The organism is Bradyrhizobium sp. (assembly GCF_036735945.1).
Lineage (GTDB): Bacteria > Pseudomonadota > Alphaproteobacteria > Rhizobiales > Xanthobacteraceae > Bradyrhizobium.
The window spans coordinates 15239-34919 of the sequence record NZ_DAINNI010000025.1; the positions used below are offsets into that span (position 1 = coordinate 15239).

At 62.6% G+C, this 19681-nt stretch carries 20 protein-coding genes; 10 read left to right on the forward strand and 10 right to left on the reverse strand.

Going from position 1 to position 19681, the window contains the following annotated elements; all coding sequences use genetic code 11:
- Positions 1–12: 12 nt before the first annotated feature.
- Complete coding sequence (locus V7E26_RS11585) at positions 13–741, reverse strand: peptidoglycan-binding domain-containing protein (protein WP_324415890.1); 729 nt, start codon at positions 739–741, stop codon at positions 13–15.
- On the reverse strand, positions 734–2530 hold the full coding sequence (locus V7E26_RS11590) for an ATP-binding protein (RefSeq protein WP_442893389.1): 1797 nt from the start codon (positions 2528–2530) through the stop codon (positions 734–736). Before V7E26_RS11590 ends, V7E26_RS11585 begins: the two co-directional genes overlap by 8 nt.
- A 430-nt stretch (positions 2531–2960) precedes the next feature.
- Here V7E26_RS11590 and V7E26_RS11595 point away from each other — a divergent pair, with 430 nt between their 5' ends.
- Both V7E26_RS11595 and V7E26_RS11600 read left to right on the forward strand, forming a co-directional pair.
- Complete coding sequence (locus V7E26_RS11595; protein WP_324415894.1) at positions 2961–3389, forward strand: DUF5330 domain-containing protein; 429 nt, start codon at positions 2961–2963, stop codon at positions 3387–3389.
- A gap of 83 nt (positions 3390–3472) precedes the next feature.
- Positions 3473–3901: a SufE family protein gene (locus V7E26_RS11600; protein WP_324415896.1), complete on the forward strand. Its 429-nt coding sequence runs from the start codon at positions 3473–3475 to the stop codon at positions 3899–3901.
- Between the two features lie 18 nt (positions 3902–3919).
- Here V7E26_RS11600 and V7E26_RS11605 read toward each other — a convergent pair whose 3' ends face one another.
- The gene (locus V7E26_RS11605) at positions 3920–4333 is read right to left on the reverse strand and encodes a MucR family transcriptional regulator (protein ID WP_324415898.1); all 414 of its coding nucleotides are present in this window, start codon (positions 4331–4333) and stop codon (positions 3920–3922) included.
- A 175-nt stretch (positions 4334–4508) separates the two neighbouring features.
- A complete protein-coding gene (locus tag V7E26_RS11610; RefSeq protein ID WP_324415900.1) occupies positions 4509–5354 on the reverse strand; it encodes a DUF308 domain-containing protein in 846 nt (281 codons plus the stop codon).
- 344 nt (positions 5355–5698) lie between these two features.
- On the opposite strand from V7E26_RS11610, the gene V7E26_RS11615 reads away from it, so the two are divergent.
- Together V7E26_RS11615 and V7E26_RS11620 are read left to right on the forward strand one after the other, a co-directional pair.
- The gene (locus tag V7E26_RS11615; RefSeq protein WP_324415902.1) at positions 5699–7348 is read left to right on the forward strand and encodes a glycosyltransferase family 39 protein; all 1650 of its coding nucleotides are present in this window, start codon (positions 5699–5701) and stop codon (positions 7346–7348) included.
- Between the two features lie 182 nt (positions 7349–7530).
- Positions 7531–7989 (forward strand): YHS domain-containing (seleno)protein, encoded by a 459-nt coding sequence (locus V7E26_RS11620; RefSeq protein WP_324415904.1) that lies wholly within the window; start codon positions 7531–7533, stop codon positions 7987–7989.
- A gap of 16 nt (positions 7990–8005) precedes the next feature.
- On the opposite strand, the gene V7E26_RS11625 is transcribed toward V7E26_RS11620, so the two are convergent.
- Positions 8006–9754 (reverse strand): winged helix-turn-helix domain-containing protein, encoded by a 1749-nt coding sequence (locus V7E26_RS11625; protein WP_324415906.1) that lies wholly within the window; start codon positions 9752–9754, stop codon positions 8006–8008.
- 414 nt (positions 9755–10168) lie between these two features.
- Between V7E26_RS11625 and V7E26_RS11630 the strand changes: the two genes are divergently transcribed.
- Complete coding sequence (locus V7E26_RS11630) at positions 10169–10948, forward strand: class II aldolase/adducin family protein (RefSeq protein ID WP_324415908.1); 780 nt, start codon at positions 10169–10171, stop codon at positions 10946–10948.
- Positions 10949–11115: 167 nt separating this feature from the next.
- Here V7E26_RS11630 and V7E26_RS11635 read toward each other — a convergent pair whose 3' ends face one another.
- The 5 genes from V7E26_RS11635 to V7E26_RS11655 all read right to left on the reverse strand — a co-directional run bounded on the left by V7E26_RS11635 (position 11116) and on the right by V7E26_RS11655 (position 16700).
- On the reverse strand, positions 11116–11652 hold the full coding sequence (locus V7E26_RS11635) for an REP-associated tyrosine transposase (RefSeq protein WP_324415910.1): 537 nt from the start codon (positions 11650–11652) through the stop codon (positions 11116–11118).
- A gap of 100 nt (positions 11653–11752) precedes the next feature.
- On the reverse strand, positions 11753–12238 hold the full coding sequence (locus tag V7E26_RS11640) for a DUF6789 family protein (protein WP_324415912.1): 486 nt from the start codon (positions 12236–12238) through the stop codon (positions 11753–11755).
- Between the two features lie 9 nt (positions 12239–12247).
- Positions 12248–13675, reverse strand: a complete 1428-nt coding sequence (locus tag V7E26_RS11645) for a M20/M25/M40 family metallo-hydrolase (protein ID WP_324415914.1) — start codon at positions 13673–13675, stop codon at positions 12248–12250.
- Positions 13676–13681: 6 nt separating this feature from the next.
- Positions 13682–15001 carry a glycosyltransferase family 87 protein gene (locus V7E26_RS11650; protein ID WP_324415916.1) on the reverse strand — a complete coding sequence of 440 codons (1320 nt, stop codon included), beginning with the start codon at positions 14999–15001 and terminating at the stop codon, positions 13682–13684.
- 73 nt (positions 15002–15074) lie between these two features.
- Complete coding sequence (locus V7E26_RS11655; protein WP_324415918.1) at positions 15075–16700, reverse strand: helicase HerA-like domain-containing protein; 1626 nt, start codon at positions 16698–16700, stop codon at positions 15075–15077.
- 330 nt (positions 16701–17030) lie between these two features.
- Between V7E26_RS11655 and V7E26_RS11660 the strand changes: the two genes are divergently transcribed.
- From V7E26_RS11660 to folK, 5 genes are all read left to right on the forward strand, one after another.
- Complete coding sequence (locus V7E26_RS11660; protein WP_324415920.1) at positions 17031–17393, forward strand: DUF2267 domain-containing protein; 363 nt, start codon at positions 17031–17033, stop codon at positions 17391–17393.
- Positions 17394–17446: 53 nt separating this feature from the next.
- Positions 17447–17854, forward strand: a complete 408-nt coding sequence (locus V7E26_RS11665; RefSeq protein ID WP_324415922.1) for a DUF4332 domain-containing protein — start codon at positions 17447–17449, stop codon at positions 17852–17854.
- Positions 17855–17916: 62 nt separating this feature from the next.
- The gene (gene folP / locus V7E26_RS11670; protein WP_324415924.1) at positions 17917–18774 is read left to right on the forward strand and encodes a dihydropteroate synthase; all 858 of its coding nucleotides are present in this window, start codon (positions 17917–17919) and stop codon (positions 18772–18774) included.
- Complete coding sequence (gene folB, locus V7E26_RS11675; RefSeq protein ID WP_324415926.1) at positions 18771–19142, forward strand: dihydroneopterin aldolase; 372 nt, start codon at positions 18771–18773, stop codon at positions 19140–19142. Before folP ends, folB begins: the two co-directional genes overlap by 4 nt.
- Position 19143: 1 nt before the next feature.
- Positions 19144–19635, forward strand: a complete 492-nt coding sequence (gene folK, locus V7E26_RS11680) for a 2-amino-4-hydroxy-6-hydroxymethyldihydropteridine diphosphokinase (RefSeq protein ID WP_324415928.1) — start codon at positions 19144–19146, stop codon at positions 19633–19635.
- Positions 19636–19681 lie beyond the last annotated feature (46 nt).

Sequence of the window (19681 nt, forward strand, 5' to 3'; positions counted from 1 at the left end):
AGCCGGCAGAAGCTAGTCGATCGGGTGCCCGATCATCGCCGCCAATTCCTTCACCAGGCGATCCGACATCTGGCCTGTCACCGGGAGCTTGCGGTCGCGCTCGAATTTCGCGATCGCGGTCTGGGTGTCTGCGCCAACCGCGCCGGTCGGCTTGAGCTGGCCATAGCCATACTGCGTCAGCGCGCGCTGCACGGCCGCCACGCGGCGCGCGCCGGCGTTTTGCGCGTTGGCCGGAATTGGCGCCGGCGGACGCGCGACGTTGGCAGGCGCGGCGGTTGCGGGCGCGCCGGTCGACTTCACCACCAGACTGGTCATCGGGTCAGGAATTTTGGGGTCGGCACTTTTGGGCTCGGCGCTCTTGATCTCGGCATGCCTGGGATCGGCGCCCCTCGCCTCGACCGGCCTGATCTCCGGCGGATCGGACTCGAACGGCCTTCCCGTCACCTCGACCGGGCGTGGACGCGGCAACGGACTTGCGGCGGCAGCTTGCGGCGCCGGCAGCGTCACGACCGTGCCGAACATCGGCGACGGATGGCGTCCCGCCTGAAGAAACAGCGCATTGGCGAGGATGGCGCAGATCGCAGCGGCGGCGAGCAGGCCCGCGAGCACGTCTTTCGGGCTATGCAGGAAGACGCGCATCAGGAGGCCGCGCTCTTGCTCCGCTCCAATGGCTGCCGCCTTCGCGCCGCGCTTGCGGCGGCGACGCGGCATCTCGTCATCATCGTCGGTACGCCTAGGCACTTTTCTTCACCTGGTGCTCTTGGTCCTGCGATTCCGCTCGCTGCGCCGGTACCAGCGTCGCAACGTTTGAAGGCGACAGCAGCGGCACAAAATCAAGCGGCAGGGTAACGGTTACCGTGGTGCCCTCGCCGACCGTGCTCTGCACGTTCATCTCGCCATGGTGCAATCCGACCAGCCCCTTCACGATCGACAGCCCAAGGCCGGTGCCCTCGTGCTTGCGCTGGTAGGTCTTGCCGGCCTGGAAGAATGGATCACCGATCCGGGCAAGATCCTCCACCGCGATGCCGACGCCGGTATCGGTGACGACGAGCATCAACCGCGTTCCCTCGATCGCGGCGGAAACCGTCACGCTGCCGCCGCGCTCGGTGAACTTGATGGCGTTGTTGATCAGATTGAGCGCGATCTGCTTGAACGCGCGGGGATCGCCGTTCATCACCGGCAGATCATCCGCGGCGCGCGTGATCAGGTCGACGCCGTTGTCGCGCGCCTTCAGCGCCAGCAGGTTGCAGCAGTGCAACAGCGCAGCGCGCGGCGCGAACGGCTCCGGCGAGATTTCGAAATTTCCGGTTTCCATCTTCGACATGTCGAGGATGCCGTTGACCACAGACAACAGATGCTGGCCGGAATCGTTGATCAACTGCGCGTACTCCCTGCGGCGTGCCGCATCGAGCATCATCGCCTCTTCGTGCACGATCATCTCGGAGAAGCCGATGATGGCGTTCAGCGGCGTGCGCAGTTCATGGCTCATGGTCGCGAGGAAGCGCGTCTTGGAGGCATCGGCCTGCTCGGCAGCGGTGCGCGCCATCTCGAGCGCCTGCTCCTGGAGCTTGCGGTCGGTGATGTCGCGTATCACGGCGACGACCTCGGCCCCGGAGGAAGCCCGTTCGAGCGGCCGGCAGCGCATCTCGACCCAGATGAAATCGGAAGCGTTCTGACCGCGCGCCGCGTCGCGGCGCAGACGGAATTCGACGCTGCGCTGTTCGCTGCCGCGCGCCGCATCCGACAGCGCCGTAAGATATGCCGGCCGATCGGCGACATGGACACGATCGAACAGGCCGTGGCCGGTGAGCCGGGCGACCGCCGTGCCGAGCATCGCTTCGGCGACCGGCGAAATGAACTCCACCGCGCCATTGCGATTGTGACGCGAAATCACGTCGCTCATGTTGTGCGCGAGCAGGCGGTAGCGGTCTTCTTCGAGATAGAGCAGCGACACCGATGTGCGCGCCAGCGATTCCGCGCTGACGGCAAGTCCGGCCGCATAGAGCGTCGCGGAAGCGACGCCCGCTCCCATCAGAACGCCGCTCAGCGCGGCGTTCGGCGCCGCCTCCGGCAGCAGGTGGAAATTTCCGAGCACGATCAGAAGCGCGGCACATGCCAGCGCCAGCGCGGAAGCGAACGCCACCACGCGGCGCGAGGCCGATAGCGACGCTTCCAGCGGAACGACGATGAGCCAGACCGCCGCGAACGACTGGATGCCGCCGGTGGTCACCGCGACCATCATGACGAGGCCGGCCAGCGCCAGCGCGGAGAGAATATGCGCGCCTTCGTAGCGGCCGGTGCGCGACAAAAACCAGGACAGCAGAATCGGCGCGATCAGCCAGGCGAAGGCGGCGACCTCGAGCGCGGTAGGCGCGCCGCGCATCGCCAGGTAGACCGGAAAGGCCGCAAGCGCTGCCAGGCTGCCGAGCAGCCGTGGCGCCATGAACGCACGATGACGCGCACGCGTCAGCGCATCGTATCGCGCCGAGGGATGCAGCAGGGCATCGAGACAATCGCGAATGGTACTCAAAACAATCAATGCTCTCGCGCTTCGGCTCAATCGTCAGACAGACGCGCCGGAACGCCCCCATTATCCTTGGCGCCACCGTGTCAGAGCGAAATTAAGCGAACGCTAAGGCGCACAGCATTGGCGCCCGACACGGTCTTTGCGCGGTGATTTCGCGTGCCGCGCGGCCCCCATTCGGCGCGCATGGTGAACGACAGGTTTCCGGCGTGATCGATCTATGGTTTCGAAATGGTGGATGCGTCGCTAGCGGCTGATTTTCCTGCACTAAGCGCCTTCAATCGAAAATTTACGTCGAATCGAAACTTTGCAACTTTCTGCAAGTTTTCGCCGAATTTACTTCAAGGAAAACACTTACGCTTTATCCACGACTGCTAGTCAGAAACGAAGCTGCGGGTTAACCGCGGCACAACCAAAAGACGACCGGGATCGCGACATGTCTTTTCTGCTTCGTATGGCATTCTGGCTCGGGCTGGTGCTCGTGCTGCTGCCCAGGGAGAAGACGCCGGAAGCGGACAAGGCGCCGCAGATCGGCGCATCCGAAGCCGTGTCGGCCGCAACCGCCGCCGTCACCGACATGAGCCAGTTCTGCAAGCGCCAGCCGGCGGCCTGCGAGGTCGGCGGCCAGGCGGCGACCGCGATCGGACAACGCGCGCAGGATGGCGCCCGCCAGCTCTACAAGATCATCACCGACAAGAAGCCCGACCAGCCGAGCGTGCAGCCCAACGTTCCCGGCAAGAAGCCCGATCACACCAGTTCGGTCGATGCCGAGGCCATGGTCGCGGCCGCGGCGCCCGCCGATGCGCTGACCAACGACGACATGGCGATCGAATGGCGTCTGCCGCAGCCCGCGGCCGAAAAATAAGGCGGCGGAACCGGTTCCATTTCCGTCGCTTTCGCTCGGTCCGCATCCTATATAGGCAATCAAGGAAACGGACGCGGACCGCGATGACGATCGACGAAATCAGGGAAAATTTCGAACTGCTGGAAGAGTGGGACGACCGCTACCGGTACGTCATCGAACTCGGCCGCACGCTCGAAGCCATGCCGGAGGCCGAGCATTCCGCCGATAACAAGGTCAATGGCTGCGTCAGCCAGGTCTGGCTTTCCAGACAGATCGACCGCAGCGGCGCTGGCGAGCCGCGGCTGAAATATCTCGGCGACAGCGACGCCCACATCGTGCGCGGCCTGATCGCCATTCTGCTCACGCTTTACTCCGGCCATACGCCGCGGCAGATCCTTTCAACCGATGCGCTGGCCGTATTCGACGAATTCGGATTTCGCGAGCACCTGACGCCGCAGCGTTCCAACGGCCTGCGCTCGATGGTCGAGCGCATCCGCTCCGACGCGCGCGAGACACTCGCCGCGGCCTCATAGCCACGAACCGGCCGGAATCTATTTCCGCTTCCGGGCCTGCTGGCCGAGGCCCATTTTCTTGGCGAGTTGCGAGCGCGCCACCGCGTAGTTCGGCGCCACCATCGGATAGTCCGGCGGCAGACCCCATTTGTCGCGGTACTGCTCAGGGGTCATGTTGTACTGGCTGCGCAGATGGCGCTTCAGCGACTTGAAGCGCTTGCCGTCCTCCAGACAGACCAGATATTCCGGCGTCAGCGATTTCTTCACCGACACGGCCGGCTTCGCCGGCTCCAGCGGCGTCTCGGGCCGGCCGTTCGATACCCGCATCAAGGCCGCATGCACCTGGCTGATCAGGTTCGGGATCTCGGAGGCCTGCGTCGGATTGTTGCTGAGATAGGCCGATACGATACTGGCAGTCAGTTCGACGGGCGTTTTGCCGGCGGAATCGGTCATGGCTCAACCTTCTGGGATCACGGACGCGGCTGTCGGCAACTCGATAGTATCCAACCGCGCCTATACATCCGTGGCATCTGATACGACTTGGCGAATATGAACGAAGTGGCGGGAAACTGACAAGAACGGCGGCGCTTTATTTTCGATCGCGAGGTCACGGCAAGTATTGCCGGTCTCAGGTCCGCTGGTCGAGGTGCACCCGCAGTTCGTCGATCGAGTTGAAGCGCATCATGCCCTCCGGCATCTGGGCCTCGATCGAACCGTCGGAAAACAGCGAATAGGCCATGCCGTCGACGATGCCCGATTTAAGCACCTTCACCCCCCCCGGCTGATCCTCGTTCCGCACCGCTCCGCCATCGGGTTCGGTCACCGGCGGAGGCGTGCGGCCGCCGCGCCGCGACAGCGGGCTTTCCGCAGGTTTCGCGCGATTGGCCCAGCCATCCTCGAACGGTGACGGCGGCGGTTCGGCCGATTCGAGCGACGACCTGTTGGGCGGCCTGGAGCGAAGTTCCGATGACAACAGGTCCATCGACAACGGCTCGCCGCCACGTGCCTGGCTACGCTCGCGCTCTTTTCGCGATGTCGAGGAAAACAACAGGTTGCGCTTCGGTTTCGTTGCCGACGGCTCGGGGTGGGTCGGCTCCGGTATCGGATGATCGCGCAGAACCGCCTCGTTCTGCCATGGCGGCGGTGCCGGCGGCGCGAACGGTGCTGACGTGCCGGCCTCTTCGGCGGCCGGCAGGCCGGGAGGAACGGAATCCCGCGCCGCAGCGATCGGAATTGCCGGCGGCATCGCGGCTTCGTCGTGGGCTTCAGGCAAAGCGCCGCCGATCCGTCGCGCAATGTTCTTCAACTCGCGGACGGTCATCCACAGCCCAAGCATGATCGCGCCGGTACAAAACAGCATAACGCCGGCAAGGATGAGCGTGTTGCCGGTGCTGAGCTGGACCGAGGTTCCGAATGCGGTCGCCAGCAGACCAGCCAAAACAAGGCCGATCGCGACGACCAACATAACAAACATCATCGAACTCACCCCTCAGCCGCGCCAAAACGCTCGCAAGCCGCCCCGCGCCACGATACCGTCATATGGCATGCCCCGCCAACGCCAATTGCGTCCGGGATTCCGTAATAGCGTCGTCCAATTGAAGTATTCGTTTCGGCACCAATCGTTCCATTCAGGTGCCGTTCAGCCCGCCGGCCGTAATTCTACCATCTATCAATTGCTACCCTTTTGTTGCATTGCATCAGGGATTTAGGCCACAATTCCCAATTACTTGGTAATGGAACTACGCTATATGGGTACCCGGGGAATGCGGCTCAAGAATATCCAAACTGGGCCATAGGGACGCTGGGTTACCAATCGCCATGTCTTCCATCACAACTTCTGCCCTCGATACGCCTGTGCGGCGCTCGGTGGAGCGGACCTGTGACGACCTTGCCATCTTCGTGCTGGCCGTGGTCGCGCTCGTCGCGAGCCTGACCTTCCGCGACTACGGGCTCGGCTGGGACGACTACACGCACGCCGAATATGCCGACCTGCTGCTCCGTATGTACGGTTCCGGGTTCAAGGACACCGGCGCGCTGTCGTTCGCCAATCTCTACATGTATGGCGGCGGCTTCGACATGGCGGCGGCCCTGCTGCACAAGATCATCCCGCTCGAACTGTTTGAAACGCGCCGCCTGCTCGGCGCAATCGTCGGCCTGATCGGTCTTGCCGTGACCTGGCGGCTGGCGCGGCGCATCGGCGGCCCGCTGGCCGGGCTCGCCACGCTGCTGCTGCTGACGCTGTGCCCGACCTTCTACGGGCACATGTTCATGAACCCGAAGGACGCGCCGTTTGCCGTCTCGATGATTATCCTGATCCTGGGCCTGGTGCGGCTCGCGGAGGAATATCCTTCGCCTTCGCCGCGAACCATCCTGATCGTCGGCCTCGGCGCCGGCCTCTCCATCGGCTGCCGGATTCTCGGCGGGCTGGCGCTGGTCTATGCGCTGGTCGGCTTCGTTCCGCTGCTGATCGAAGAAGCGCGCAAGCAAGGCCCGCGCGAGGCGGCCCGCCGTTTCGCCCATGTCGTCTATGTGCTGCTGCCGGGCCTGGTGCTCGGCTACCTGATCATGGGCCTGGTATGGCCGTGGTCGATCATGGAAGCGGATCATCCCTTCAAGGCGCTGACCTATTTCTCGCACTTCTTCGAGAAGCCCTGGAAGGAAATGTTCGACGGCGCGCTGGTCTCGGTGCCGGACATGCCGTGGTCCTACCTGCCGACGCTGTTCGCGCTGCAGCTTCCCGAAGTGCTGCTCTGGCTGCTGTTGGCCGGAATCGTCGGAACCTTCATGTCGCTTTCGCGGGTAGACGTGACGGCCCGCCGCAAGACCATCTTCCTGATGCTGACGCTGGCGGCGACCCTGCCGCTGGTGATCGCGATGGTGAAGCGGCCGGCGCTCTACAACGGCATCAGGCATTTCGTGTTCGTCATTCCGCCGATGGCGGTGCTGGCCGGCGTTTCCTTTGCCTGGGGCATGAACTGGCTCAAGGACAATCATCGCCGCTGGCAACCTGCCGCGCTCGCGATGTTCATGTTCGGCCTGCTGCTGCCGCTCAGCGAGATGATCCGCCTGCACCCCTACGAGTATACCCACTTCAACCACATCGCCGGCACGGTGCGCACCGCCGACAACTTCTTCATGCTTGACTATTGGGGACTGGCGCTGAAGCAGGCGTCCGACGGCCTGCGCGAGGAACTGGTCGAGCGGCAGGAAGTGCCGCCGCAGGGGCGCAAATGGAAGGTCGCGGTGTGCGGCCCGCAGCGCCCGGCACAGGTCGCGCTCGGACCCGACTTCACGATCGGCTGGGACAGCCAGTCCGCCGATTTCGCGATGACGCTGGGCGAGTTCTACTGCAAGGGCCTGACCGCGCCCGTGATGGTGGAGATCAAGCGCGACGACGTCGTGTTCGCGCGTGTCTACGACATCCGCGGCCGCGCCATCTCGACGCTGCTGGCGATACCGGCGCCATAACCTCCGCAAAGCCCGCGTCTTTGCCCGGTCGGGCCGGATTCATTGAGATAGTCGCGGGTGCAGATTTCGGAGCATTTTCGTCGTTCTTTCGTTACTCTCCCCTTCTTTCAAGGCCTATTGCGGGGACTATCCGGCTTCAGTTCAGCCGGACAGGCAATCTTGCCAATCCCGAGGAGAGCACAATGGACAATTTCTCCAGACGCACTGCCTTCCAGGTCGGCCTGATGGCCGCGCTTGCACTGGCGACACCGCTTCCGTCGCTTGCCATGGACATGCCGCTCGCCATCTTGGGCTATGACCCCGTTGCCTATTTCACCGCGGGTAAGCCCGTCCGTGGGACCGCGGAATTCGAGTATCAATGGGATGAGCATACCTATCGTTTTGCCAGCGCTCAGCATCGCGAGCTCTTCAAGGCCGACCCCATCCACTACACCCCGCAGTTTGGAAATTACTGCGCCATGGCACTGGCGCTTGGCAAAATCGTCAAGGCGGATCCGGAAAACTGGTTGATCAACGACGGCAAGCTCTATGTATTCGGCTCGCCCGCTCCAAAGGGGCCTGAGCTATTCCAGAGGGATTTAGCCGGCAACATTAACAAGGCACACCAGAACAGGTCGATCCTCCCCAAGGACTCGAACTAGCGCGGGACCGCTTGCTTCACCAAAGGCCGGCCTTGCGTAAGCCCGCGCGCAGTTGATCAAGATCCTCTGCGCGCAGAAACTTGGTTCCAAATTCACTGGCATCGAAGGCTGGATCCAGTCTACGGATTACGTTCACCGTGCGAGCGACATCGTCGGAATGACCGAGCTCGGCGTGGGCCGCCGCGAGAATAACTCGGCTGAAATTTGCGCCCGGCGTCTTGCGAAGAATGAGCTCGGCCTGCTCGATCGCAGAATCGTAGCGTCCTTTGAGATAATAGGCGAGACTGAGCGTAAAGCGGTCGCTTGGACTGAGCTCTGGATCTATCCGCTGGGCCAATTCCAGTCCCGCGATCGCGGCATCGGTTTGTCCTGACCACAACAGGATGTTGCCCCGGCCGGCAATCCCGCCGGCGTCACTGGGGTTGATCGCGATGGCCCGTTCGATTTCGGTTCTGGCCTGATCGTATCGCTGATAGAAGATGTGAATGCGGCCAAGTATCACGCGGGCGCGCACATCGGCATCGTCCAGGGTCAGGGCCTTGTTCGCCATTTCCTCCGCACGCGCAAGGAAATGAGCGGGGGACTCAGCCCAACCCATGGAGGTTGAGATGAAATAGGTTTCCGCGAGCGAAGAGTATGCAGATGCGTAGCCTGGATCGATTCCCACTGCGCTTCTAAGAAGCACTCGAGCCTGCACAATGTTTCCGCGGTCGGGATGCTGCAGCGCCGGCCGCGCGCGCAGGACATAGTCATAAGCTTCGAGGTTGCCTGTCGGCTTGGCAAAGACCCGGCTCAGCTCTAACTGCGTCACGCGGCTCGCCAATGTTCCTGCGATCTGCATTGCGATCGCGTCTTGGAGAGCAAAGACATCGGACAAAGATTCGTCGAAACTTGCAGCCCACAACACCTGACCGCTTGCATCGATAAGTTGAGTTGTTGCACGAACGCGGTTGTCCTTCTGGCGGATGTTCCCCTCAACCTGGTAGCGTACTGCGAGTTTGCGGGCCATTTCGGCAGGACTTACCGGGTTCGCCTTGTAGGGAAGAACCGCATTCCACGACATCACAGTCAGTCCGCGGAAGCGGCCAAGGGCATTGATGATGTCCTGCGTCAACCCGTCCGCAAAATAGTCTCTCGACGAGTCGGAGCCCAGATTGACAAGCGGCAGAACGGCGATGGCAGGCTTGGCGCCGCCAACAGCAGATTGAGCATCCGTTTCCACCTGCCAGCCGGCACGATTGATCGTCAGGAACAGGCCGACGAGCAGAACAGCGAGCACAAGACCCAACGCCGGCCAGCGCCGCTCAAGACCGAGCATCGAGGAGGACTCTTTTCTCTCACTCTGCGGCGCCAATGCGGGGACGCGCCCAGCGGTCGAAGTTGTCGTCGTACCATCATCGAGAGACCGGGAATGGACAGTCGTGTCTGCGGAAACAACCGATTCAAATCGATAGCCCCGCCTTGGCACTGTCCTGATCAGTCGCTGTCCGTCATCAATGAGCGCTCGCCGCAATTCGCCAACGCTTTGGACCAACACGTCGTCGGTGACTGCAATGTTCGGCCATACCGCCGCGAAAAGCTCGTCCTTTGACACCAGCCGGCCGGGATTTTCGACCAGGAATCGTAGCACGGCGAACGTCTTCGGCCGCAAAACAATCTCGTTCTCGTCCAGAAGCAGGCAACCGCGATCCAAATCCAGAACGTAGCGATCGAATCGGAGCCACTTCGCCGACGAAGCTGAACTGCCGGGTTCGATTGGTGTCATCGCCTAGTTCCGTCGGACGGCTGATCAAGCGATCTCTGAAGGGAGCTTAAAGGAGAGCCGGAATTCCAGCACCAAAAACTATCAGTTGGTCGGGCCACGACCAGCCGCCATGGCTAAAGCCGCTTATTGCCTTTAATCAGGGTAAGAGGTCGAAGGGCTGATATCCGCTGGGTCAAAGTCGACATCGCCTCATCGACGGTTATGCCCGCTAATGATCATTTTCGACGGATTCGGCTGGTGTTGTCGGCAGGTTGATGTCCGCCTCTGCCGTTAAGCGCCGAACCTAAGCCCGGACCAATACCGGCGCCGTAAGCTCCGCAACGGCATGGCGGCCAGTTGCGACGGCTGCCTTGCTGGCGGTCCGGCGCGGGATTAGGCTCGCTCCCGAAACCAACGACGCACGGGAGAAGCGCCATGTCGCCAGCCGAAGCTCGCCTGCAGCACGTACCGTCCGACATGACGGACGCGGAGTGGAACCAGCGCATCAATCTCGCCGCCTGCTACCGCCTCGTCGCGCTCCATGGCTGGGACGATCTGGTCGACACCCACATCTCGGCGCGCGTGCCGGGACCGGACCATCACTTCCTGATCAATCCGTACGGGCTGATGTTCGAGGAAATCACGGCGTCGAGCCTGGTGAAGGTCGATCTGCACGGCAATCAGCTCAGCGAGAGCGAATACAGCATCAATCCGGCCGGCTTCACCATCCATTCGGCGATCCACGAGGTGCGCGAGGATGCCGGCTGCGTGCTGCACCTGCATACGCCCGACGGAACGGCGGTGGCGAGTTGCATGGAAGGCCTGCTGCCGATGAATCAGACCGCGCAATTCGTTACCCACGACCTCGCCTATCACGACTACGAAGGCGTGGCGCTGGATCACGACGAGCGCCCGCGGCTGCAGCGCGACCTCGGCAACAAGAACCACATGTTGCTGCGCAACCACGGCACGCTGACCGTCGGCCGCTCGGTCGCCTCCGCCTTCGAGCGCATGTATCACCTGGAGCGGGCCTGCACGATGCAGGTGCGCACCCGCATGCTGGGACCGACCGCCTACCCGATCGAGCAGGCCGTGATCGACAGGAACGAGCAACTGTTCAGCAATCCCGATTTCGCCGAGCGACGCTCGACCCAGCTGGTGTGGCCGCCACTGCTCCGCAAGCTCGACCGCATCGATCCGAGCTACAAGACCTGAGGCGGGCTGACGTGCGAAATCGGCAGCGGTAGACGCATGGCGCAGATGTGCTAAACTGGCGACTATATACCTCTACACGTCAAAAACGCCGCCCAATCCCGGGCGGCGTTTTCATTTGAAGTGCCGTAGGATGGGTAGAGCGAAGCGAAACCCATCGTGTCCCCGCGTCAAGACCGTTCGCCAAATCTTGAGTCTGGTTCGGCAACATCGCAGGCCCAATCTTCGGGATATATGCCGAGCCGGACCATGCGGTGAAATGACGAATGCGGCCAATCCCCGACTCTCGTTACAAGTCCATGCTTCACCGGATTGATATGAACATAGTCGATGTGACGAGCGAAATCGTTCTCATCGCGAATAGTATGTTCCCAGTATCGCCGCTGCCAGATGCCGCGCTCGCCCTTGGCGGCGCGACTGGCTGAAATCGGCTCGCCGGCAACGACGTTTCGGGAGAATGTCGATTTGATCAGCCGCCAGCGCGTCGCAAAATCCCGATCTCCTTCGGGCATGGTCCAGACGACGTGTAGGTGATCTGGTAGCACGACCATCGCGTCGATCGTAAACGGATGACGCTGGCGGGTCTCGCGAAATGCAAAGCGGAGGACTTCGACGTATTCTGTCAGCAGCCGTGACCGCCGGTTGGCAAGATTGACCGTAAAGAAGAAACATCCGCCGGGAATGAAATTGCGACGGTAAGCCGTCATGGACTTCCAGCGTGACAAGTTGATGGGTTTCGCTTCGCTCTACCCATCCTACGGCTCTACATTCCGGAATCAAAACGCCGCCCAATGTCGGGCGGCGTTTTCATTTGAGCGTCGCCGGAGGCGGCTGCTCGGGATGCCGGGAATCCAGCGCGGCATACACGCCGCCGAGAACAACAGCGTAGGTCAACAGCATCGTCAGCGAGAACAGCGCGGGCTGGATGCCGAGATCAAGTTTGGTCGCGAACATTCCCAGGCCCAGCAGCGGGAAGAATATCAATCCCATCGCCGCCCAGCCGAACATTCCGAACGTCACGCCCTTCGCGGCGCCACTATTGCCTGGCAACCAGGGATAAAGCCGTCCGAAGCAGAAACCGAGGATGGTCGATCCGTTTAGAAACGACAGCATCCACGGAATCAACGGGTCGACCTGGCTACCCGTCAGATGAGCGAGCGCGGCCTGCAGGCTCTCATAGGGTTGAAAAGCAGGAAGCAGGCCAAACCGGGACTTCGAATACATCAACAGAGTATGCGCAACGCTCCCGCAGAAACCGGCGATTACCGCCTTCCAGATCCAATGCCCGGTCATCTCCCGCGCTTAGTGCGCCCTTTCCGCCAATGCCCCCAGAATCCGCGCCCAGGAGCGGATGCCCTTGTGGTAGCTCTTGAGGTCGTACTTCTCGTTCGGCGAATGGATGTTGTCGTCGTCTAGGCCGAACCCGATCAGCAGGCTGTCGAGGCCGAGCGTGCGCTTGAAATCCGCAACGATCGGGATCGAGGCGCCGGAGCCGACCAGCAGCGCCTCCTTGCCCCATTCCTCCGTCAGCGCGCGCTTGGCCGCCGCCAGCGGCTTCATGTTCCAGTCGAGCGCGATGGCGGCGCCACTGGAGTGCTCGGTGAAGATGGCCTTGCAGTCGCCCGGAAGCCGCGCGGTGACGTAGTCGCGGAACGCCTTCTTGATGTTCTGCGGATCCTGCCCTTCTACCAGGCGGAAGGAGACCTTGGCGGAAGCTTCCGCCGGGATCACGGTCTTCGAGCCCTCGCCGATATAACCGCCGACGATACCGTTGATGTCGCAGGTCGGACGCGAGGATATCTGTTCGATCAGCAGGCGATCCTTTTCGCCGGCGGGGATCGAAAGGCCGATCGGCTTCAGGAACGATTCCGCCGTCAGGTTCAGGTTCTTCCATTGCGCCAGGATGTCCGGCGGCAGATCCTTCACGCCGTCGTAGAAGCCGGGAATGGTGATGCGACCATTGTCGTCGAACAGGCCGCCGAGGATGCTGGTCAGCACGCGGATCGGGTTGCGCGCGCCGCCGCCGAACACGCCGGAATGCAGGTCGCGGTTGGCGGCCTTGATGGTGACCTCGTCATACATCAGGCCGCGCAGCGAGGTCGTGATCGCGGGCGTGTTCGGGTCCCACATGCCGGTGTCGCAGACGACAGCGAAATCTGCCTTCAGCTCATCCTTGATGGCTTCCATGAACGGCACGAAATTCTTCGAGCCGACCTCTTCTTCGCCTTCGATCAGGATCGTGACATCGATCGGCAGCGAGCCCGTGACCTTCTTCCAGGCGCGGCAGGCCTCGATGAACGTCATCAACTGTCCCTTGTCGTCCTCGGCGCCGCGCGCAACGATGATCTTGCGGCCATCGGCATGGTCGGTGACGACGGGCTCGAACGGCGGCCGGTGCCACAGATTGAGCGGATCGACCGGCTGGACGTCATAATGCCCGTAGAACAGAACGTGCGGACGCCCGTCGGCGCTTCCGTTGGTACTTGCGTTCGTGCCCGCATTCATCCTGGCGACGATCGCGGGATGCCCCGCCGTCGGCCTGACCTCGGCCTTGAAGCCGAGCGTCGCGATGTCCTTTGCCAGATGGTCAGCCGCGGCCTTGCAATCGTCGACGAACGCCGGATCGGCCGAGATCGACTTGATCCGCAGCAACGCGAACAGCCGCTCGAGGCTATTGTCGAAATCGGCGTCGATGTGATCGAGGACCGGCTGGATCTTCGCGTTGGACATGGCTGGTTATCCCTGGCTATGAGCCGTGCTGTTGACGCCACGTTGTAGCTTGCCCGCGGCCTGAGGCAAGGCGGCATCCGCGGGCGGATGACGCATGTGCCAGGTCAGCCCCGCCGCCAGCACGACGGTTGCAGCAAGATTGTTGCCAAATGCCTGCAGGTCGGTCGGAAACAGCGGTAGCGACAGGCCCAGCAAGCCGCAGGACAACGCAAGCAGCGCCCATGTGGCGTTCCTGACCGCCGGACGCGGATCATAGGCGGCGCGGTGGAGCAGCACCGTGATCGGAAAGAACAGCCACAGGAAATAGTACTGGCGGGCCAGCGGCGATGCCACCGTCATCAGGCAGAACAGGATGCCGAGTTCCTCGGCATCCGACCGCTCGGTGCGGCGCGATGCCGGCGGCATGACGGCGACGTAGCCGAGCCCGATCGCCAGCGAGATCGCCAGCACGATCATATTCGCGGTCTTGAAGTCGACATCGACGATATTCATGGTCCGCGCGGGTTTGGACGGATTGTCCTGATTGTAGTTCACCGGCCGCGTCAGCCGATGCGTCATCGCGATGATCGACTGGTTGACCCACGACCAGTTCTGCTCGTCGCGCTGCCCGAACCCCTTCTCCGAACTCGTGCCCACCATGCCCTGGTACCAGGTGCTAAGCTCGGTGAAATTGTGCTGCAGGCCGCGAAACGGCGCGGGCAGCACGAACAGGAACATGCCGATGAAGACCAGCATGCTCGCGGCGGCGGCCCACTGCCTGCGCCACACCAGATACGGCAGCACCGCGACCGGAAACACCTTGATCGCGGTGGCGAGCGCAAACATGCTGCCTGCCATCCAGCCGCGCTGATCCCGCAGCAGCCAGAAGCCATAGAGCATCAAGGCCAGCAGCACGAGGTTCGGCTGGCCGAGGTCGAACATGTCGAACACGAAGGTGACGGTGATAATGCCCGGCAACGCTTCCAGCCAGGGCCCGGGTTTTTGCCCCGACCCCGCCATCGCATGGGAGAACTGCGCCGTCAGCCACCATGCGACCACGTTGAGCAACGACAGGCAGAGATAGAGCGGGATCTTGCCGAACCAGCTCGGGATCGCCAGCAGCACCGCCGGCAGCGGCGGATAGATGAATTCGAAATAGGCGGTGGGACTTCCCGGGTAGAGATTCCCGCCCTGCAGAACCTGCTGCCCAGCCCAGAACCACAGCGGATAGTCCTTGGTCTTGCCGTTGCCCCAGATTTCCGGAACGAGGACATCGGCCGTCAGGGCGATGCAGCAGACCAGGAACAGGATGTCGAGCGGCCTTCGCAGCGACGGATATCTCAGCACGCGCTCGTTCCGGATTCAGAGAAGACTTCGCCACACTTCTTAACGCGCACTGGCTGCCGCTTCCACCCGGCACTCACCGCCGCAGCAATCCGCCGAGCGCGCCGCGTACCAGCGTGCGCCCGATCGAACTGCCGAGCGATCCGCCGACCGATTTGCCGAGATCGGCGGCGATGCCACCGACCACCTTGTTGGTGACGGACCGCGTCACGTCGCGCGCAATGACCTGGCCGGTGGAGAGCCGGCCGCGCTTGACGTTGGTGCCGAAGATCGTGCCGACGATCGAACCGATCTGGCCCAAAATTCCTCCACCGCCGCCTCCATCGCCATGCGTGCCGCCGGCGGGCGCGGCCGTTCCGGCCACCCGCTTCTGCAGCATCTCGTAGGCGGATTCGGCGTCGATCGAGGTGTCGTATTTGCCCTTGACCGGGCTGTTGCTCATGATCGCCTTGCGCTCTTCCGGCGTGACCGGCCCGATCCGCGCCGTCGGCGGCCGGATCATGACGCGCTCGACCATGGTCGGCGTGCCGCCGCCTTCGAGGAACGACACCAGCGCTTCGCCCTTGCCGAGCTCCATGATGACGCGCGCGGTATCGAGCTTGGGATTGGGGCGGAAAGTCTGCGCCGCCGCATTGACCGCCTTCTGGTCGCGCGGCGTGAAGGCGCGCAGCGCGTGCTGCACGCGGTTGCCCAACTGCGCCAGCACCTTGTCCGGCACGTCGATCGGATTCTGGGTGACGAAATAGACGCCGACGCCCTTGGAGCGGATCAGGCGGACCACCTGCTCGATCTTGTCGAGCAGCGCCTTCGGCGCATCGTTGAACAGCAGATGCGCCTCGTCGAAGAAGAACACCAGTTTCGGCTTCGGCAGGTCACCGGCCTCGGGCAGTTCCTCGAACAGTTCCGACAGCATCCACAACAGGAACGTGGCGTACAGCCTCGGGCTCTGCATCAGCTTGTCGGCGACCAGGATGTTGACCATGCCCCTGCCGTCGCTGTCGGCCTTCATGAAATCCTTCAGCAGCAGCGCCGGTTCGCCGAAGAATTTCGTTCCGCCCTGGTTTTCCAGAACCAGGAGCTGACGCTGGATGGTTCCGATCGTCGCCTTGCTGACGTTGCCGTAGCTCTGCGCGGCCTTTCGTATCTCCTCATAAGGATCGGGCTCGGCATCCGGCCCCTTCTTGCCGCCGGCCGGCGCGATCGCATCCAGCAGCGATCGCAGATCCTTCATGTCGATCAGCGTCAGGCCATTTTCATCCGCGACGCGGAACGCGACGTTGAGGACGCCTTCCTGCACGTCGTTCAGATCGAGCATCCGCGACAGCAGCAGCGGACCCATTTCCGTCACCGTCGCGCGCACCGGATGGCCCTGCTCGCCGAACACGTCCCAGAACACCGTCGAGAACTGGTCAGGCTGGAATTTGAGGCCCATCTCGCCGGCGCGCTTGAGCAGGAAGTCCTTGGCCTCGCCGACCTCGGCAATTCCGGACAGATCGCCCTTGATATCAGCCGCGAATACGGGAACTCCGGCACGGGCAAAGCCCTCCGCCATCACCTGAAGCGACACGGTCTTTCCCGTGCCCGTCGCACCGGTGACAAGACCATGCCGATTGGCGAGCGCGAGCGTCAGCCAGGCCGTCTCGTCGCCCTTTCCGATAAAGATCTTCTCGTCGGTATCGGCCGTCTTATCGGAAGTCGCCATCGCATCGCCTCTTCGCGCGCATCGGGGAAATTTGGTAGACGATCATATCGCATCCTGCCCGCCGATTAAAACCGTCAGCGGCGGATACGTGAGTGTTCGCTCGCCTCGTCGTTCCCGTTTCTGATGCTTTTGTCCAATCTTCAGCGAAGAAATCGAGAACGCAGCGCAATAATTCTGAGTGAATCCGGCCTTCACGCTTGCATTGTTGCAACACTTGCGCCGCGTCTCGAATCAAGACCGTCCTGGTCGCTTGTATTTCAGAACGCGGGCGCTCAAGATCAATTTTGAGCAAGCGGCCCGTCAAACGGCCGGTTGGGGGACGGGGCAAATATGGACGAACTGATTGGGCGGCTGGCCTCCAAGGCCGGCATCGATAGCGCTGTCGCTGAAAAAACCATCGGTATCGTTCTTGGGTTTCTCCGCAACGAGGGCCCCGCCGAGAAGGTTCAGGCGCTGATTGACCACATACCGGGGGCCGAAGCTGCGATCGCAGCCAACGGCGCCAGCGGATTTTCGCGGCTGATGGGCGGTGGCTTGGTGGCGGTTGGTACCAGGCTGATGGCGCTTGGCCTGGGCATGAACGAAATTCAGAGCGTGGCGCGTGAACTTTTCAAGTTCGGACGCGACAAAATCGGAGCGGATCAGATGGGTGAAATCATTTCAGGCACGCCGGGTCTCGGCCAGTTCGCATAGCAAGGGAGCTTTTTAGCACACTCTACGCGGCACATTCCTTTTCATCCGGTATCATGACTTATCCTCTTTCCGAGATCGACGGCTTGAACGCCTACTCTGCCTCGAAGCTCAAATCGCTGGGCATTCGTACCACCGATGCGCTGCTGGAAGCCGCACGTACGGTGAAGGGTCGCAAGACGCTTTCGGCCAAGACCGGCATCAGCGAGCAGCAACTGCTGGAATGGGCCAATTTCTCCGACTACATGCGCATACCCGGAATGGGCAAGGCCAAGGTCGGCCTGGTGCGCGCGGCAGGCGTCGCCACGGTGCGAGAACTTGCCCATCGCAATCCGGCGCGGCTCGCCCGGAACATGAAAGACGTCAATGTCAAGCGTAAGCTCGTACGGATCCTGCCCTCCGAAAGGTCGGTGGAGCAACTGATCGAACAGGCCCGCAAGCTCCCACCCAAGATCAGCTATTAGGACTGGCCTCGATACCATTCTCGCGCCTTGACTCCCCGCCGCGGACCGCGCAAAGCGACCGCATGATCGCAGCCAAGCCCAGGACATCAGCCGTATCAGGTCATGCCGGCCATGCGGTGCTGCCTGCGCTGCTGTCGATGCCTTACCCGGCCGTGATGGGCGTGCTGAATGTAACGCCCGATTCATTCTCCGACGGCGGGCAGTTCTCAACTCCCGAGCACGCGCTGGCGCAGGCCCGGCGGATGATTGCCGAGGGCGCCGACATCATCGATATCGGCGCGGAATCCACCCGCCCCTATGGATCGGAGCCGATCTCGGCGGAAGAGGAATTGGGGCGCCTGCAGCCGATGCTGGCCGACGTCGCAGCACTCGGCGTTCCCGTTTCGATCGACAGCATGAAATCCGCCGTCGTCGGCTGGGCGCTCGACCACGGCGCGGTCATCGCCAACGATGTCTGGGGCCTGCAGCGCGATCCCGACATGGCCGGACTGATCGCCGAACGTGGCGTGCCCGTCATCATCATGCACAACCGCGAGCACGCCGATCCAGCCATCGACATCATGCAGGATATCGCCGCTTTCTTTGCCCGTTCACTCGACATCGCTGCGAAAGCCGGCATTTCATCCGACAATATCGTGCTCGACCCCGGTATCGGCTTTGGCAAGACGCCGGAGCAGAGCATGATCGCGCTGGCGCGGCTCAGGGAATTGCAGTCGTTCGGCTTGCCGCTACTGGTCGGCGCCTCCCGCAAGCGCTTCATCAGCACGGTCACGCCGTCGGAACCGCAACAGCGTCTCGGCGGCTCGATTGCGGCCCATCTGCTGGCAGCCGAAAGCGGCGCGCGGATCATCCGGGCGCATGACGTCGCCGAAACCGTACAGGCGCTGCGCGTGGCGGCCGCAATCAGGGAACAGGGATGAGCGATACCATCTTCGTCACCGGCCTCGTCATTCACGCCCGCCATGGCGTCATGGATCACGAGACCGAGGTCGGCCAGCGTTTTGTCATCGATCTCGAGCTCTCCGTCGACCTGTCGGAATCCTCGCACACCGATCGACTTTCCGACACGGTGTCCTACGCCAGCGTGGTCGCGACCGCTACCGCGGCGTTCAAGAACACCAATTACAAGCTGCTGGAACGCGCGGCCGGCGCCGTTTCTGACGCGATCTTTGCGGCCTTCCCGCGCATCGATGCGGTCAAGGTCACCGTCCACAAGCCGCACGCGCCGATTGCAGCGATCTTCGAGGATGTCGGCGTGGTGCTGATGCGCAAGCGGCGCTCGCCCTGAGATGGCTGATGTGCTGATCGCGCTCGGCGGCAATGTCGGCGACGTCCGCACGACATTCCGCAAGGCCATCGCCAATATTTGCGGCATGACGCAGGCCGCCCTGATCGCGCGATCGTCCGATTACACCACGCCGCCTTGGGGCGAGGAAGACCAGGCCCCCTTCACCAACGCCTGCATCGAGATCGAGACCAGCCTCGATCCGCATGCGCTGCTGTTCACGCTGCACAAGATCGAGAAGAAATTCGGCCGCGACCGCGCGCAGGAGACGCGCTGGGGACCACGCACCCTCGACCTCGATCTGATCGCCTATGACGATGTCAGGCTTGACAAGCCGGAACTGACGCTGCCGCATCCGCGCGCGTTCGAGCGCGCCTTCGTGCTGGTGCCGCTGGCCGAGATCGCCCCCGATCGTGTCATTGCGGGACACCGCGTCAGCGACGCGCTGGCTAAGGTTTCGACCGAGGGTATCCGGCGGCTGCCCGACCTCGATTGACCCCCGAAAGACCCCAAACAACCGTTTGGCTTGGCGGGCGCGGCGT

What these genes read in the sequence shown, in the direction of transcription:
- folK (WP_324415928.1), top strand. Translation starts at nt 19,144, where the DNA reads ATGGCTGATGTGCTGATCGCGCTCGGCGGCAATGTCGGCGACGTCCGC.
- folP (WP_324415924.1), top strand. Translation starts at nt 17,917, where the DNA reads ATGATCGCAGCCAAGCCCAGGACATCAGCCGTATCAGGTCATGCCGGC.
- V7E26_RS11610 (WP_324415900.1), bottom strand. Translation starts at nt 5,354, where the DNA reads ATGTTTGTTATGTTGGTCGTCGCGATCGGCCTTGTTTTGGCTGGTCTG.
- V7E26_RS11630 (WP_324415908.1), top strand. Translation starts at nt 10,169, where the DNA reads ATGTCGCCAGCCGAAGCTCGCCTGCAGCACGTACCGTCCGACATGACG.
- V7E26_RS11640 (WP_324415912.1), bottom strand. Translation starts at nt 12,238, where the DNA reads ATGACCGGGCATTGGATCTGGAAGGCGGTAATCGCCGGTTTCTGCGGG.
- V7E26_RS11620 (WP_324415904.1), top strand. Translation starts at nt 7,531, where the DNA reads ATGGACAATTTCTCCAGACGCACTGCCTTCCAGGTCGGCCTGATGGCC.
- V7E26_RS11600 (WP_324415896.1), top strand. Translation starts at nt 3,473, where the DNA reads ATGACGATCGACGAAATCAGGGAAAATTTCGAACTGCTGGAAGAGTGG.
- V7E26_RS11665 (WP_324415922.1), top strand. Translation starts at nt 17,447, where the DNA reads ATGACTTATCCTCTTTCCGAGATCGACGGCTTGAACGCCTACTCTGCC.
- V7E26_RS11605 (WP_324415898.1), bottom strand. Translation starts at nt 4,333, where the DNA reads ATGACCGATTCCGCCGGCAAAACGCCCGTCGAACTGACTGCCAGTATC.
- V7E26_RS11655 (WP_324415918.1), bottom strand. Translation starts at nt 16,700, where the DNA reads ATGGCGACTTCCGATAAGACGGCCGATACCGACGAGAAGATCTTTATC.
- V7E26_RS11645 (WP_324415914.1), bottom strand. Translation starts at nt 13,675, where the DNA reads ATGTCCAACGCGAAGATCCAGCCGGTCCTCGATCACATCGACGCCGAT.
- V7E26_RS11615 (WP_324415902.1), top strand. Translation starts at nt 5,699, where the DNA reads ATGTCTTCCATCACAACTTCTGCCCTCGATACGCCTGTGCGGCGCTCG.
- V7E26_RS11635 (WP_324415910.1), bottom strand. Translation starts at nt 11,652, where the DNA reads ATGACGGCTTACCGTCGCAATTTCATTCCCGGCGGATGTTTCTTCTTT.
- V7E26_RS11625 (WP_324415906.1), bottom strand. Translation starts at nt 9,754, where the DNA reads ATGACACCAATCGAACCCGGCAGTTCAGCTTCGTCGGCGAAGTGGCTC.
- V7E26_RS11595 (WP_324415894.1), top strand. Translation starts at nt 2,961, where the DNA reads ATGTCTTTTCTGCTTCGTATGGCATTCTGGCTCGGGCTGGTGCTCGTG.
- V7E26_RS11660 (WP_324415920.1), top strand. Translation starts at nt 17,031, where the DNA reads ATGGACGAACTGATTGGGCGGCTGGCCTCCAAGGCCGGCATCGATAGC.
- folB (WP_324415926.1), top strand. Translation starts at nt 18,771, where the DNA reads ATGAGCGATACCATCTTCGTCACCGGCCTCGTCATTCACGCCCGCCAT.